Below are 15952 nucleotides of genomic sequence, written 5' to 3'. Positions count from 1 at the left end.
CAGAATACACGATCCAGTTTGCGACTTTACGCCTAAAAAAAGATTTCGGAACCATCAAGATCTGCTTCGACGTAACCCTGGTGTGCGTAGCCCTCCTTTGTTCATGGAGTTTGTCAGGACGTATTGAGGGAGTACGGGAAGGCACTATCATCGCAGCACTCATCACGGGTCCTTTTGTCCGTCTGATCATGCCCCGGCTTGCCTTCATCCGCCAATGGCTCTCAAGTGAAACCACACACGAAGTTCCCTCTGCAAACGGAACAGAACACTTTCCCTGGGTTATCACCATATCCCGCGAATATGGAAGTGGCGGCCATCAGGCAGGAGAACAACTGGCCAGACAACTGGGCATTGCTTTCTATGACAAGGAACTAATCACCCTGGCCGCACAGGAAAGTCATTTCAGCGAAGAATTTATCTCACAAAATGAGCAGAAACTGCCCAGTTCCCTGCTTTACCAGATGATTCTCCAGGACTATGAAGCCCCTTTGGACAAAAGCCTTTCTTATGATGACGCCTTGTTTGTTACCCAAAGCCGGATTATCCGCCGCATTGCCTCCGAGAAGCCTTGTGTCATCGTCGGAAGATGTGCCAACTATATTCTGAAGAACCGTCCCAATACTATCAGCATCTTTTTGTATGCCGACATGCCTCATAAGATCAGCAGAGCCGTTGCCGAGTATGGTATACCGGCAGCAAAAGCTCCGGATATCATTGCCTCAACAGATAAATCACGAAGTGATCACTACTTCCATTATACCGGCCTGCAATGGGGAGATTCCCGAAACTACCATATCACATTCGACACCGGTATCATCCCCATTGCCCAGGTAACTGAAATCATCAGAAATCTGTTGCAGAAAGAAATCAACGAATCCAACCAGTCATAGGAAAACAATCTGAATCATCTAAACAGAATTCATTCTCCAGTCCTGCCTGTACAGCCAGCACATAACAGGTTCAGGACTGGAGTTTGTTTTTATCCAGACAGACCACTGCTTTTTTATTCGCAATTCCCCGATGTTCAATGAGCGCATAATTCCATTCTGACAAGGCAGGCCAGCAACACAAATCCCCAATGTACAAGCACTCTCAGGAACTATTCTTGCTATTACTTCCGGAAAGAATCAGGAAGACTTTGGCTAATCAACATATAATATTTACCTTTGTCAGAAATAAACAATCATTTTAAATAATTTACTACCATGAAAAAAAGCTACAAAGGCTGGATTACGGTACTTGGGTTTGCCGGTGCTGTATTCCTCAGTGCATGTAACAGCACATCGACGCAAGTCAAGGAAATATCCATCATTCCGCTTCCCAACAGTATTGTCGAAACCAGTTCAGCATTCGTCCTGCCCGAGAAATGTACAATAGGGGTAACAGACAAAAGCCTGATCCCTGCTGCCGATTATCTCGTAAGCATTTTAAGTAAATCTACCGGCTACCAGTTCTCTGTAACCGAAGGAAAAGGTGACATCAATCTCTCTCTGGCAGATTCCGGAAAAGAAGGAAGCTACAGTTTTGTCTCTACAAAGAATTCCGTATCTATATCCGGAAGCTCCTATGCCGGTGTAATTTACGGTATAGAAACTCTCCGTCAGCTGTTGCCATCAGGCATTGAAAGCAAAGAAGTTGTCAGCAATATGGAATGGGCCATCCCCGCCGTTGAAATAAAGGACAGCCCGAGATTTGGCTGGAGAGGACTGATGCTCGATGTATCCCGCCATTTCTACGATAAAGACGAAGTGAAGGAACTGCTGGATCTGATGGCACTGTATAAGATGAACAAATTCCACTGGCATCTGACAGACGACCAGGGATGGCGTGTGGAAATAAAAAAATATCCTCTTCTCACCGAAAAAGGAGCATGGAGAAAATACAACTCACATGACAAGACCTGTCTGGAGCTGGCCAAAAAGAATGACAACACAGACTACCTCATCCCGGAAGAAAAAATCAGAATCGTTGAGGGCGATACACTCTATGGCGGATTCTACACCCAGGATGACATCAAGGAAATCGTATCGTATGCACAGGTCAGAGGAATCGACGTCATTCCGGAAATTGATATGCCGGGCCACATGCTTGCCGCAGTAAGCAACTACGACGGTGTATCATGCTTCAAGACCACAGGCTGGGGAACCACATTCTCTTCTCCGGTATGTCCGGGCAAGGAATCTGCTCTTGAGTTCTGTAAAAACGTATACAGCGAAATCATCCCCCTGTTCCCCTACAAATACATTCACATTGGCGGGGACGAAGTTGAAAAAACAAACTGGAAGAAATGTCCGGACTGCCAGAAACGCATCCGCGAAAAGAACCTGAAGTCAGAAGAAGAATTGCAGTCATGGTTCATCCACGAAATGGAAGCCTTCTTCAATTCCCAGGGCAAGGATATGATCGGATGGGATGAAATTCTTGAAGGAGGACTCTCAAAGACTGCAACCGTAATGTGGTGGCGTACATGGGCTAAGGATGCTCCGATGAAAACAACATCTCAGGGCAATCATATCATCTTTACTCCTAACTCTCAGTTCTATCTCGACTATGAACAGGATATAAAATCACTGCCCAACATCTACAACTACGATCCTTCGGCTGAATTTGAACAGCAGCCCGAACTGATCAATCAGGTACTCGGCGTACAGGGAAATATCTGGTGCGAATGGATTCCTTCAAGAGAACGTATGCAGTACATGGCTGCTCCGCGTATGTTGGCCATCGCTGAATTAGGATGGAGTGATCCCAAACAGAAAGACTGGGATGGATTCAAGAACAGACTTTCCGATCAGTTTGAACGCCTGAACGTGATGAACGTAAATTACCGCATTCCGGATCTGGAAGGTTTCTATAAGACCAATGTATTCATAGGTGAAGGTGAAGTGAAGATTTCATGCATGGATCCCAGTGCGGAAATCCATTACACAACCGACGGAAGTGTTCCCACACTGAACTCGCCCAAATACGACGGTAATCTGAAAGTTACTGAAACAACTGAGTTTACTTTCCGTACCTTCCGTGCCAACGGCAAACCATGTGATACCTTTACTACCAAGTTCATAAAAGGCGAGTTCTCACCGGCCTCATCCGAAACTCCGGCCGGAAAAGGACTTGAAGCCGTATGGTATGACTTTAAGGGCAACAAATGTGCAGACATAGACAAAGCCTCCAGGAAAGGCAGCTACAATGTGACTGAAGTTTCCATACCTGCAGAAGCAAAAGGAAATATCGGCCTTGTCATCAAGGGATTCATCAACGTTCCGGAAGATGGCATCTATACGTTTGCCCTGACTTCCGACGACGGCAGTACGCTGGTCATCGACGGTGATCCGGTTATAGACAACGACGGTCCTCACGGTCCCCGCGAAGTCATCGGCCAGAAAGCCTTAGCCAAAGGATATCATCCGATAGAGGTAAGATACTTTGACAGCAACGGCGGTATGCTCAAAATGGAAGTAAGAGACAGCAAGGAAAATGTAATTCCTGTTGACGGCTTATTTGCCAAATAAGATCCACGGAACACTCCCGTGACAGACATAACAGAACTTCAGCAGAGACTGTCTCTAATCAGAGATGGTCTCTGCTTCTTTTTACAGGCACCTGCCCGTTTTCTTTCGGTTCCTGCCTGCCGTCATATCAAAGCGGTAAGGAGATCGTGAACACACTGCCACTGCCTTCCGTACTTTTCACAGAGATGGTGCCGCCCTGCAACTGTACGACCTGCCAGACAAAGTTCAATCCCAGACCAAAGCCCGAAGCTCCGGTAGTATGGCTTCCGGAGGCGACACGTTCAAACCGGTTGAATATCTTCATCTGCTGATTCTGAGGAATACCGATACCGTTATCTCCTACCTTTATTTGCAGGACACCACCGGCAGCAACTTCTGCCGAAAGCCGGATGCGCACTTCCTTTCCGGAATACTTCAAGGCATTGTCCACCAGATTGGACAGGACCTCCTGCAGGCAGAAGGGATCGGCCGTAACCCGGAGATCTTCAGAACATACGACATCGAACTCCACAGGCTTGGAAGCCTTCAGCCGAAACTTCGTCACCAGATCATTGAACAACGGCAATATGGCCATACGGACCGGATGAAGCTGCAGCTCGCCACGCTCTATTTCAGTCAACATGACCACACGCCCCGAAAGGGTGAGCAAGCGGACACATTCGTCGTTCATCGCCTGACCTATCTTTTCCATTTTCTCAGGTTTGTCAGCCAGTCTGCCACTTTCCAGCATTTGAGTCCCCATCAGAATCGTCTGCAAAGGTGACTTCATATCGTGAATCATCGAATAAGTGAAATCCTTCCGGAACTGCTCCAGCCTGCGTTGCTGTCTCCAGGCACGCCACAGCAGGACAATACACAGCAAACAGAATACAAAGACCATTCCCAGAGGCAGAAACAGATACCACACCGAATGAATGACAGTCATTACCGAACCGGGAACCACTCCCTGCACACATTCAGAAGCGTCTTCCGTAAGGCGCAAGGGAGTTGTAACAAAACTGCCCCGCTGAATACTGGCATCACCAGTCTGACTGATTACCTGATCCGCGGCAGGACGCAGCATGCGGACACCGCTCCGTACATTCAGGCCAGCCTCAGACAAAAAGGAATGAAACAGCGAATCTATGCGCGACATATCAGGAGGAACAGCAACAGGCCGTTCATTGATTAACTGCTGTGTACCATAGGCCCGGTAAAGACAAATCCCCTCACTCAGGTCCATCGACTTGCGGGATACATAAATTCCATTGATGGAAGTCGGAGTAGCAGGAACATATATAACACTGTCGTTTTCATCGGTCGTTTTCCGATACAGGACGGAAGTCAGAGAATCGGTCTGATAACGAAAATAATCTGTCATCCCAGTTATAAACGACTTACGGGTTCCCCGCAGATGGTTCACATCCAGCGAGCGGGTATGTCGCAAGTCATTTTCTTCCACAAAAGCCTCTTCAAAGCATACCTGCACCTCATGGTTCATGATTTGCCACTGCTCACTGTAAATGTATTTACCCCAGAGTGCAGGCAGAATGAATGCCAGCGGTATCATACTCCACGACAACCGATGCAACCACACAAAGCGGTGTGAACGCAGACGTGCATGCTCCTGTTTGGCACGGATCAGCGTAGCTTCCGTATCTGCCAGTACCTGCTGCCCCTGTTCACGGGCTTCTGCCCAGCAGGATGCATGCAAATAGGTCTCCATCTTCCGGACAGGTTTAGCCATCTGTTCGGCCAGGCGATAAAAATCTTCACACTGACGTTCGACATCATGCCGCAAGTTTTGCAGCAAGCGCATACGCAGGGCAATGGTTCCTGTCAGCAGAACGGCAATAAGAAAAGTCAGTCCGGGAAACAACAGATTCGACGGATGATCAAAATATTGTTGATCCACAATAGCTTCTACGGCAATTCCTTTCCCCTGATGCAGAAAGGCACGGGGCGAAGTCAGCACACCGATTCCTTCCTGATCGGGTAATGCGATTCCGGCAGGAGAAGTCTGCAAGGTCTGCCCCGTCGCTGCATCCAGTTTACGGATATAGATACTTCCCTCCACTCTTTCATTCTCCAATATACGGCCTAACGTCAGACGGATCGAATCAAGTGAGCTCTCCGGCAGTCCGTAACCATCCTGTAAGACTACTGAAGTCTGCTCTGCATAATAAAACTGACGGTCTTCATCATTCAGGCGCAGGCTGTCGGGAGCATACACCATGTGCGTCAGTGTTCCTTCCGCATAAGGCAGACGATTTACCTGTGCATCCGTCACCAGTATAAAGGTTTCTTTAAAACTTGAGGCCAGAACAGCCTCCGTCTTCTGCATCTGAGTATGGTAGGCAAACCACACACCTGCCTGCTGAAAAAGAATGATCAGCAGCAACGTGCAAAAGGAAAGGCCGAGGATATGTTTCACATTCATTGAGTCAAGATATAAAAAATCACATCTGCAAAGATATTGCTTTTTCAGAGAAACCTATCCATGAGATACTCTTTTCGGGATTCTTCGTCAATTGATTTGTGAACTGCGCTTCTCCGGCCGGACAATTTCCCGGTATCGAAAGGACAAATCACCGGCATGATACAGACGATTCAGCTGTTTCGTCTTGAAGAAACTTTTGTATCGTGCTGGTGGAACTTTTATTTTGTCCTAGTGGAACTTTTGTTTTCTGCTGGTGGAACTTTTATTTTGTCCTGAAGAAACTGGAATAACGACCGGATAAAGAGAGAAAAATTACAGGACGTTTCCGGCAAATCTTACATTATAAAACAAAAAAACTCTCGTAAATATATAAATTTACAAGAGTTCAGCAATTCATATTCACTTGATTTATCGCGGAAGCTGGGGGATTCGAACCCCCGGTACGGTTACCCGTACGGCAGTTTAGCAAACTGCTGGTTTCAGCCACTCACCCAAACTTCCAAAAAGTAGCGCATACGGGAATCGAACCCGTGTTTCAGCCGTGAGAGGGCCGCGTCCTAGGCCACTAGACGAAAGCGCCCTGTTTCACAAAAGTAATGCGGAAGCTGGGGGATTCGAACCCCCGGTACGGTTACCCGTACGGCAGTTTAGCAAACTGCTGGTTTCAGCCACTCACCCAAACTTCCAATACTTTCTTTGTGGAAGCGTTTTCTCTCAAACGCGGTGCAAAGATAAACGGAGTTTTCGACCTGTGCAAGCATTTGAAGCTTTTTTTTCATACCTTTTTCTCACCCCCGGATATATCTTTCTGATAATCTTCATCCTATCTGTCTTTTCAAATTTTCTTTCCTCTTTCCTGTTTTCTATCAAAAGGAATGATTAAATTTGCAGGGAATTTAAAAACCTATACGAAGCAGAAATAACAGAATGATAGAAAAGCATATCGTACTGGAGGACGTAGATCCTGTAGTTTTTTATGGTGTAAACAACACCAACATGCAAATGATCAAGGCATTGTTCCCCAAACTGAGAATTGTGGCACGAGGAAATGTCATCAAGGTTATGGGAGACGAAGAGGAGTTATGCGCTTTTGAGGAAGCTGTCCTCTCGCTGGAAAAACATTGCGTGAAATACAATTCCCTGAACGAAGAAACCCTTCTGGACATTATTAAAGGAAAGAAACCGAGAGTAGAAAATGCAGGCGATGTCATTGTTTTCAGCGTAACCGGCAAGCCCATCATGCCAAGAAGTGAAAACCAGCAGAAGCTCGTCAAGGAGTTTGAAAAGAACGATATGATCTTCGCTATCGGTCCGGCCGGTTCAGGAAAGACTTATACCGCCATCGCACTGGCTGTAAGAGCTCTCAAAAACAAGGAAATCAAAAAAATCATCCTCAGCCGTCCTGCAGTGGAAGCAGGTGAAAAACTCGGCTTCCTGCCGGGAGATATGAAAGAAAAAATCGATCCGTACCTGCAACCTCTTTACGACGCCCTGGAAGACATGATTCCGGCAGCCAAGCTGAAAGAATACATGGAACTGAATGTCATCCAGATTGCTCCACTCGCCTTCATGCGCGGCCGCACACTGAACGACGCTGTCGTTATTCTGGATGAAGCGCAAAACACCACTCCCCAACAGATCAAAATGTTCCTTACACGTATGGGTATGAACACCAAAATGATCGTTACCGGAGATATGACACAAATCGACCTGCCGGCCTCACAGACTTCCGGTCTGGTACAGGCCATCAAGATTCTGAAGAATGTAAAAGGAATCAGTTTCATCGAACTGAACAAAAAAGACATAGTCCGTCACAAACTCGTGACACAGATAGTCGAAGCATACGAGAAATTTGAAAAAGAGAATCATTCATCTAAATAAAGAAAAAATGAGCAAAGCTTTAACAAAAACAGATTATCACTTTCCGGGACAGAAAAGTGTGTACCATGGTAAAGTTCGTGATGTTTACAACATCGGTGATGAAAAGTTAGTAATGGTTGCTACCGACCGTATCTCGGCATTCGACGTTGTTCTGCCGGAAGGAATTCCATACAAAGGACAGATGCTGAACCAGATCGCAGCCAAATTTCTGGACGCAACTACTGACATTTGTCCGAACTGGAAACTGGCTACTCCCGACCCGATGGTTACTGTCGGCGTAATGTGCCAGGGATTCCCGGTAGAAATGATTGTTCGCGGATACCTCTGCGGAAGTGCATGGCGTGCTTATAAAAGCGGCGTTCGCGAAATCTGCGGTGTCCGTCTGCCCGAAGGTATGCGTGAAAACGAAAAGTTCCCTCACCCCATTATCACTCCGACTACCAAAGCCGAAATGGGTATGCACGATGAGGATATCTCCAAAGAAGAAATCCTGGCTAAGGAACTCGCTACTCCGGAAGAATACGAAACGCTGGAAAAATACACTCTGGCATTGTTCGAACGCGGAACACAAATGGCTGCAGAACGTGGCCTGATTCTGGTAGATACCAAGTATGAATTCGGTAAGCACAATGGAGAAATCTACCTCATGGACGAAATCCATACACCAGACTCAAGCCGTTACTTCTATCTGGAAGGCTATCAGGAACGCTTCGAAAAAGAAGAACCTCAGAAACAGCTGTCCAAAGAGTTCGTACGTGAATGGTTGATGGCCAACGGATTCCAGGGAAAAGAAGGACAGCAGGTTCCTGAAATGACTCCGGAAATCGTTTCTTCCATCAGCGACAGATACATTGAACTGTATGAGCATATCACAGGCGAAACCTTTGTGAAAGCTGACACAGCAAACATCGCTGAACGCATCGAAAAGAATGTAACAGACTATTTGACTAAATAAATAAGCCAAGACAAGGATAAGACCCGGGAATCACTTTCCCGGCCTCATCCTTCTTTTTCCAATTGTTCCATCACAATGAATTATCCCCAAGAAGAAATAAAGCCTTACGACGGAAACGAAAGCAAAGCTGAACAGGTAGAAAAAATGTTCAACAACATCGCTCCTGCCTACGACAAACTCAACCATGCCCTTTCATGGAACATCGACAAGAGCTGGCGCAAGAAAGCCATTGCCCTGCTCAAGCCCTTCGCACCACAGCATATCATGGACGTCGCCACAGGAACCGGAGATTTCGCCATACAGGCTTGCCGGACGCTACAGCCAGAAGAACTGATCGGCACGGATATTTCGGAAGGAATGATGAACGTGGGACGCGAGAAGGTGAAACGAGAAGGACTGGAGAAAAGCATCTCTTTTCAGAGGGAAGACTGCACAAAACTCTCATTCCCCGAAAACCGCTTTGATGCCATAACCGTAGCTTTCGGCATCCGAAACTTCGAAGATCTCGACCGGGGACTGCAGGAAATGTACCGCGTCCTGACGCCGGGAGGGCATCTGGTCATTCTGGAACTTTCTGAACCGGACTACTTCCCGATGAAACAGCTTTATGCCGTCTATTCCAAAGCCGTCATCCCGACATTGGGTAAATTGTTATCCAAAGACCGGAGTGCATATACCTATTTGCCCCAATCCATCAAGGCTTTCCCGCAAGGAGAAGTCATGCAGAAGATCATCCGCAAAGCAGGTTTCAGCCAGGTGTCTTTCAAACGACTCACACTGGGTATCTGTACCCTTTATTTCGCAACAAAATAAAAAATCTTATTATGAAAAAATTCGGTTTAATCGGTTTTCCGCTCGGACATTCGTTTTCCAAGAACTTTTTCAACGAAAAGTTTCATTCTGAAAACATTGACGCAGAATATGTCAATTTTGAAATTCCTACCATTGAAGACTTTCCCAAAGTACTGGCAGCCAACCCGAATCTGGCAGGACTGAATGTCACCATTCCTTATAAGGAGAAGGTCATTCCTTACCTGGACGAACTGGACAAGGATGCTGAAGCCATCGGAGCGGTTAACGTGATTAAACTGGTTCAGACAAAAGGCAAGCGGAAACTGATCGGCTATAATTCCGATCTTCTCGGCTTTACCCAATCCATCGAACCGCTGCTGGAACCGTTTCATAAGAAAGCGCTGATCCTGGGAACCGGAGGAGCGTCGAAAGCCATCAATCACGGACTTCAACAGCTGGGACTGGAAACGCTGTTTGTTTCACGAAGCCGCCACGATGCCAATACAGTGACCTACGAAGAACTGACTCCGGAAATCATGGCAGAATATAAGGTTATCGTCAACTGTACTCCGGTAGGTATGTATCCTCAGGCGGACAAGTGCCCGGAAATCCCGTATGAATGCCTGACTCCGCAACATTTGCTTTATGACCTGCTTTATAATCCCGATACCACTCTCTTCATGAAGAAAGGTTCCGATCAGGGAGCCGTCGTGAAAAACGGGCTTGAAATGTTATTGCTGCAAGCCTTCGGTTCATGGGATATCTGGAACCGCCAGCTATGAAAAAGAAAGTTCTCACCATCTCCTGCATTGTATTGCTCGCCCTGATCGGTACGCTTACGGGGGGAAGTCTCTACATGCTGAATTATTCCCTGCGGCCTGAAAACCGGGGAAAGGATCTGCAAGGATCCATGGAATACATGATGCAGAATTATCCGCAGCTGAAACCCTGGGTGGACAGCCTGCAACAGCATCATGCACTGAAGGATACGTTCATTACGGCTCCCGACGGAATTCGTCTGCATGCCTATTATGCTTACGCTTTACGTCCTTCGCGCCGGACGGCAGTCATTGTACATGGCTACACGGACAATGCCATCCGGATCTTTCAGATTGGTTATCTCTACAATCACTCTCTGGATTATAACGTCCTCATTCCGGATCTCCGGTACAGCGGACTGAGCGAGGGTGAAGATTTTCAGATGGGATGGCTTGACCGGAAAGACGTCATCCAATGGATTGATACGGCCCCTGCCCTGTTTGGCGATTCCCTGCAAATGGTCGTCCACGGCATTTCAATGGGGGCAGCAACGACCATGATGGTATCCGGAGAAAAGCTGCCAGCCTATGTGGACTGTTTCGTCGAAGACTGTGGCTATACCAGCGTATGGGATCAGTTCAAAAAGGAATTGAAAGAACAGTTTCACCTTCCGGCTTTCCCGCTGCTTTATACAGCCAGCTGGCTGTGTGATCTCACACGGGGATGGAATTTCCAGGAAGCTTCGGCACTGGAACAGGTACGGAAGTGCCGTCAGCCTATGCTCTTTATCCACGGCGAAGACGATGACTTCGTGCCCACACAAATGGTTTATAAGGTATATGAGGCCAAACCCGCACCCAAAGATTTATGGATCGTCCCCCAGACAGCACATGCTGTCTCTTACCTGAACTATCCCGAAGAATATACCCTTCGGGTTAAAGCCTTCGTTGAGAAAGCCTTTTCCAACTGAAGCATCTTTCCAGAGCGGACGAAATCCCGCAAAAAGATTGTATCATTCTTGTAACAGCTTTGTAACATCCTTTTCGGCTGCAAAGCCGTAACTTTGCCGTTCCAAAAAGGTTTTTAAACAAGAAGATACCATCGAAACATGAAAAAGAAAGATTTTCGGTTCCTGATTTCACTGCTTCTGTTCTGCACCCCGGCCATATTGTCTGCCCAGCGCATCAAAGGAAGCGATACGGTGTTACCGCTGACACAGGAGCTGGCTGAAATGTATATGAAACTAAATCCGCAGGCCACCATAACCGTAACGGGAGGAGGAAGCGGTGTAGGAATCTCCGCACTCATGGACGGAACCACCGATCTGGCCATGGCTTCACGACGCATCAAGTTCAGTGAAAAACTGAAGATGAAACAGTCGCATCACGAACCCTGTGAGGTCATCGTAGCCTATGATGCACTGGCTATTATCGTACATCCGGACAATCCGGTGAAGCAACTGACCCGCGAACAGCTCGAAGCGATCTTCCGCGGAAAGATCACCAACTGGAAAGAGGTGGGAGGTTCTGACGCAAAAATTGTAGTCTATTCCCGGGAGACGTCCTCGGGCACGTACGAATTCTTCAAGGAAAGTGTTCTCGGCAACAAAAATTACATGAGCAGCATTCTGTCCATGCCTGCTACCGGTGCCATCATCCAGTCAGTCCGTCAGACCAAAGGAGCAATCGGTTACGTGGGACTTGCTTATCTGAATCCGTATGTCAAGGCTCTGGCCGTATCCTACGACCAGGGACGTACCTATGTATATCCTTCGGTAGAGAACGCTGTCCGCAAGACTTATCCGGTGGTGCGCCCCCTGTATTATTATTATGACAAGGCCAACGAAGCCCGCGTCCGTCCGTTCATCGACTTTATCCAGTCGGCTGCCGGTCAGGACAAGACCTTGAATATCGGTTTCATTCCCATCACGAATTCTGTTCAACAATAATTCCTCTGCCCATGAAAAAATGGATTGATATATTGGTTCGCCGCATCCTCACGGTCAGCGGCTTCACGACAAGCGCCGCCATACTGCTCATCATCGGATTTCTCTTCAAGGAAGCAGTCGGACTGTTCGGCAACCCGATCGTAGACAAAGGTTATGTGCTGGCGCTGAATCCTCAGAATCCGGTCAGTTCCCTGAGTGCACAGGAAATCAAGAACCTGTTTGATGAAGAAATTACCAACTGGAAGGAAGTGGGAGGCCCGGATCTTCCGGTCAAGGTGTTCCGTCTGGAAGATCTGGACAAGCTATATACCGAAGCAGAACTGGGCGCGGAATACGAACGTGCCGGAGAAAAGATCACGGAACAGGTAGAACAAAACCCGGGTATCATCGCTTTCATCCCGGAAGTACTGGTCAAGCCCTACACAAACAAACTTCATCTGATTAAGGACGAAACGATTCCGGTCAAGGATGTCCTGCTGGGTACCGAATGGTTTCCTACGGCCACCCCCTCTCCTATCTTCGGTATTCTTCCGCTGATCGGAGGAACGCTTTGGGTCAGTTTCTTTGCCATTCTGATCGCATTGCCCTTCGGACTGGCAGTTTCCATTTATCTGGCAGAGGTTGCCTCGCCGGAAATGAGAAAGTTTCTGAAGCCTGTCATCGAACTGCTGAACGGCATTCCGTCGGTAGTCTACGGATTTTTCGGGCTGGCAGTCATTGTTCCCTTCCTGCAACACACTTTTCACCTGCCCGTCGGGGAATCCGGACTGGCAGGCAGCCTTGTACTGGCCATCATGGCCTTGCCTACCATTATTACCGTAGCCGAAGACGCCATGCGAAGCTGTCCGCGCTCCATGCGGGAAGCCAGTCTGGCTCTGGGAGCAACACAATGGCAGACCATTTATAAAGTAGTCATCCCGTTTTCCATTTCGGGAATCACTTCGGGAGTTGTGCTAGGCATCGGACGTGCTATTGGCGAAACCATGGCTGTACTGATGGTGACGGGCAATGCCGCCGTAATGCCTGCCAGCCTCCTGGAACCTCTGCGAACCATTCCGGCTACCATTGCGGCCGAACTCGGGGAAGCTCCTGCCGGCGGTGCCCACTATCAGGCGCTCTTCCTGCTGGGAGTCATCCTGTTTTTCATTACCCTGATCATTAATTCCTGCGTGGAACTGGTTTCCGCACGCAATAAAAACAAGCATTAAAGTCATGGCTATTCAACCCAATTCATCCTACAACCGGCGAAAGCATATCATCCAGCAGACAGCATTCGGCTGCTTCCGGCTGCTCAGCTACGGAGTGGCAGCCCTTCTGTTCTTCATTCTGGGATTTATCATCGTGAAGGGAATCGGAGTCATCAACTGGGAGTTCCTTTCCCAGGCACCTTCTGACGGAATGACTAAAGGAGGAATCTGGCCCGCCATATTCGGAACATGCTGCCTGATGGCAGGAAGTGCTCTTTTCGCTTTCCCGACAGGCGTGATGAGCGGCATCTACATGAACGAATATGCAAAGGATGGAAAACTGGTACGCTTCATCCGAATGATGACGAACAACCTGTCCGGCATCCCGTCCATCGTATTCGGACTGTTCGGAATGGCTTTCTTTGTCAACTGGCTGGATTTCGGAGACAGTATTCTGGCAGGCTCCCTCACACTGGGGCTGCTGGCCCTCCCCATCGTGATCCGTACCACGGAAGAAGCCTTCAAAGACCTTCCCGACAGCTTCCGCGAAGGAAGTCTCGCTTTGGGAGCAACCAAAGCCCAGACCATCTGGAACGTATTGCTCCCGATGGCGATGCCCCGCATCATCACAGGACTGATTCTGTCACTGGGCCGCGTTTCCGGCGAAACAGCACCGATCCTTTTTACCTGTGCCGCCTACTTTCTGCCGAAACTGCCCGACAGTATCTTCGACCAGTGTATGGCTCTCCCCTACCACCTTTACGTGGTGGCAACCAGCGGAACGGACATCGAAGCACAGATGCCCATTGCCTACGGAACCGCTTTCGTGCTGATTCTGATCGTACTGCTGATGAACCTGGCAGCCAACAGCATCCGGAAGTTCTTTGAAAACAAACTAAAACAAAAATAATACGCACCTCTGATATGAACAAGATAGAAGCCATCAACGTAGATTTCCATTACGGCGACTTTCATGCACTGAAGCATGTCAATATCGCGATTCCGAACAATGAAGTTGTCGCCTTCATCGGTCCTTCCGGATGTGGAAAATCCACCTTCCTGCGCCTGTTCAACCGCATGAACGATCTGATTCCGGGAACACGGCTCACAGGCGAAATCCGGATTGACGGAAAAAACATTTACGACAAGTCGGTCGACGTAGATGCCTTGCGTAAGGATGTCGGCATGGTATTCCAGCGTCCGAATCCGTTTCCGAAGAGTATTTTCGAAAACGTGGCCTACGGTCTGCGGGTCAACGGTGTAAAAGACAGAGAGTTTATCTGCCACCGGGTAGAAGAAGCCCTGAAGGGAGCTGCACTCTGGAACGAAGTGAAACACAAGCTGAAGGAATCAGCCTATGCACTCTCCGGCGGACAACAGCAAAGACTGTGTATTGCCCGTGCCATGGCCGTCGAGCCATCTGTCCTGCTGATGGACGAACCGGCGTCTGCCCTGGATCCGATTTCTACGGCCAAGATCGAGGAACTGATCTGCGAACTCAGCCAGCAGACGACCATCATTATCGTCACGCACAGCATGCAGCAGGCAGCCCGCGTCAGCAACAAAACAGCCTTCTTCTATCTGGGCGAAATGGTGGAATACGGAGATACCAAGAAAATCTTTACCCATCCGGACAAGGAGGCTACCCAGAACTATATTACAGGACGTTTCGGATAAACGTCCGGAAACATTCAACTTTATTAGAAGCAATTATGGTGAAATTTGTAGAAAACGAACTTCAGAATATCCAGCGGGAAGTCAAGGAAATGTGGAAGCTGGTCTACCAGCAACTGGATAATGCATATAATGCCGTATTAAACGCCGACCAGGAACTGGCCGACAAAGTGATTTCGCGTGAAAAACGCGTCAATGCCTTCGAACTGAAAATCGACAGTGACATCGAGGACTTCATCGCCCTCTATAATCCGGTAGCCGTCGATCTCCGTTTTGCCCTGGCTATGCTGAAGATCAACAACAATCTGGAACGCATCGGCGATTATGCCGAAAGTATTGCCCGCTTTGTGATCCGGACTGAACTGAAACCGGAGAACAAAATCCTGTTTGCCGACCTTCAGCTGGAAGATATGTACGACACAGTGCTCTCCATGCTGAACACCACTTATGAAGCCTTGCAGCGGCAGGACATCGGGCTGGCGAAATCCGTCTTCGACAAAGACGAAACGCTTGACCAGATCAACCAGAAGGCCCTGGACCGGCTGACGGCTTATGCCACCGAACACCCGGAATCCATCCGTCTGTGTCTGGAAGTGTCCGGTATCTTCCGCAAGCTTGAAAGAGCCGGAGACCACATCAACAACCTGGCTGAAGAAACCGTATTCTACATCGATGCCGAGGTGTTAAAGCACCGCAAAACCATTCTTCCGGAAAAAGAATAAAGCCATGAATGAAAAACTGCACTTTCCCTGTCAGATCCGGTCGGGGAAAGTGTTACCTTTGCAAGGATCTATTTTCCAATAACCCGCAAAGATTTTATTTCAT

14 protein-coding genes and 3 tRNA genes are annotated in these 15952 nt (G+C 48.2%); 12 read left to right on the top strand and 5 right to left on the bottom strand.

Annotated features, from left to right (window positions below):
- Both BACCOPRO_RS06705 and BACCOPRO_RS06700 read left to right on the top strand, forming a co-directional pair.
- Positions 1–890: cytidylate kinase family protein (locus BACCOPRO_RS06705; protein ID WP_008142124.1), on the top strand; the 890-nt coding region annotated here is incomplete at its 5' end.
- A gap of 315 nt (positions 891–1205) precedes the next feature.
- A complete protein-coding gene (locus BACCOPRO_RS06700; protein WP_008142123.1) occupies positions 1206–3512 on the top strand; it encodes a family 20 glycosylhydrolase in 2307 nt (768 codons plus the stop codon).
- A 127-nt stretch (positions 3513–3639) separates the two neighbouring features.
- Here BACCOPRO_RS06700 and BACCOPRO_RS06695 read toward each other — a convergent pair whose 3' ends face one another.
- The 5 genes from BACCOPRO_RS06695 to BACCOPRO_RS18490 all read right to left on the bottom strand — a co-directional run bounded on the left by BACCOPRO_RS06695 (position 3640) and on the right by BACCOPRO_RS18490 (position 6710).
- The gene (locus BACCOPRO_RS06695; RefSeq protein WP_008142121.1) at positions 3640–5931 is read right to left on the bottom strand and encodes a sensor histidine kinase; all 2292 of its coding nucleotides are present in this window, start codon (positions 5929–5931) and stop codon (positions 3640–3642) included.
- A 414-nt stretch (positions 5932–6345) separates the two neighbouring features.
- Positions 6346–6432 (bottom strand) — tRNA-Ser (locus BACCOPRO_RS06690).
- A 6-nt stretch (positions 6433–6438) separates the two neighbouring features.
- Positions 6439–6511, bottom strand: a tRNA-Glu gene (locus BACCOPRO_RS06685).
- Positions 6512–6530: 19 nt separating this feature from the next.
- Positions 6531–6617 (bottom strand) — tRNA-Ser (locus BACCOPRO_RS06680).
- On the bottom strand, positions 6579–6710 hold the full coding sequence (locus BACCOPRO_RS18490; protein WP_258460545.1) for a hypothetical protein: 132 nt from the start codon (positions 6708–6710) through the stop codon (positions 6579–6581). The genes BACCOPRO_RS06680 and BACCOPRO_RS18490 overlap by 39 nt, the downstream gene beginning before the upstream one ends.
- 148 nt (positions 6711–6858) lie before the next feature.
- Between BACCOPRO_RS18490 and BACCOPRO_RS06675 the strand changes: the two genes are divergently transcribed.
- From BACCOPRO_RS06675 to phoU, 10 genes are all read left to right on the top strand, one after another.
- Positions 6859–7812: a PhoH family protein gene (locus tag BACCOPRO_RS06675; RefSeq protein WP_008142118.1), complete on the top strand. Its 954-nt coding sequence runs from the start codon at positions 6859–6861 to the stop codon at positions 7810–7812.
- 7 nt (positions 7813–7819) lie between these two features.
- On the top strand, positions 7820–8767 hold the full coding sequence (locus BACCOPRO_RS06670; protein ID WP_040311265.1) for a phosphoribosylaminoimidazolesuccinocarboxamide synthase: 948 nt from the start codon (positions 7820–7822) through the stop codon (positions 8765–8767).
- Between the two features lie 75 nt (positions 8768–8842).
- A complete protein-coding gene (gene ubiE / locus BACCOPRO_RS06665; protein ID WP_008142116.1) occupies positions 8843–9580 on the top strand; it encodes a bifunctional demethylmenaquinone methyltransferase/2-methoxy-6-polyprenyl-1,4-benzoquinol methylase UbiE in 738 nt (245 codons plus the stop codon).
- Positions 9581–9591: 11 nt separating this feature from the next.
- Complete coding sequence (locus tag BACCOPRO_RS06660) at positions 9592–10341, top strand: shikimate dehydrogenase family protein (protein WP_008142115.1); 750 nt, start codon at positions 9592–9594, stop codon at positions 10339–10341.
- Positions 10338–11288, top strand: coding sequence for an alpha/beta hydrolase (locus BACCOPRO_RS06655; RefSeq protein WP_008142114.1), 951 nt, complete (start codon positions 10338–10340; stop codon positions 11286–11288). The genes BACCOPRO_RS06660 and BACCOPRO_RS06655 overlap by 4 nt, the downstream gene beginning before the upstream one ends.
- 138 nt (positions 11289–11426) lie before the next feature.
- Positions 11427–12266 carry a phosphate ABC transporter substrate-binding protein gene (locus tag BACCOPRO_RS06650; protein ID WP_008142113.1) on the top strand — a complete coding sequence of 280 codons (840 nt, stop codon included), beginning with the start codon at positions 11427–11429 and terminating at the stop codon, positions 12264–12266.
- Positions 12267–12277: 11 nt separating this feature from the next.
- Complete coding sequence (gene pstC, locus BACCOPRO_RS06645) at positions 12278–13474, top strand: phosphate ABC transporter permease subunit PstC (RefSeq protein ID WP_008142112.1); 1197 nt, start codon at positions 12278–12280, stop codon at positions 13472–13474.
- Between the two features lie 4 nt (positions 13475–13478).
- The gene (pstA, locus tag BACCOPRO_RS06640; protein ID WP_008142111.1) at positions 13479–14363 is read left to right on the top strand and encodes a phosphate ABC transporter permease PstA; all 885 of its coding nucleotides are present in this window, start codon (positions 13479–13481) and stop codon (positions 14361–14363) included.
- Between the two features lie 14 nt (positions 14364–14377).
- Complete coding sequence (gene pstB / locus BACCOPRO_RS06635; RefSeq protein ID WP_008142110.1) at positions 14378–15130, top strand: phosphate ABC transporter ATP-binding protein PstB; 753 nt, start codon at positions 14378–14380, stop codon at positions 15128–15130.
- A gap of 35 nt (positions 15131–15165) precedes the next feature.
- Complete coding sequence (gene phoU, locus BACCOPRO_RS06630) at positions 15166–15849, top strand: phosphate signaling complex protein PhoU (RefSeq protein ID WP_008142109.1); 684 nt, start codon at positions 15166–15168, stop codon at positions 15847–15849.
- Positions 15850–15952 lie beyond the last annotated feature (103 nt).

Source organism: Phocaeicola coprophilus DSM 18228 = JCM 13818, from assembly GCF_000157915.1.
GTDB classification, from domain to species: Bacteria; Bacteroidota; Bacteroidia; order Bacteroidales; family Bacteroidaceae; genus Phocaeicola; species Phocaeicola coprophilus.
This window is presented reverse-complemented; position numbering and strand designations above follow the sequence as displayed.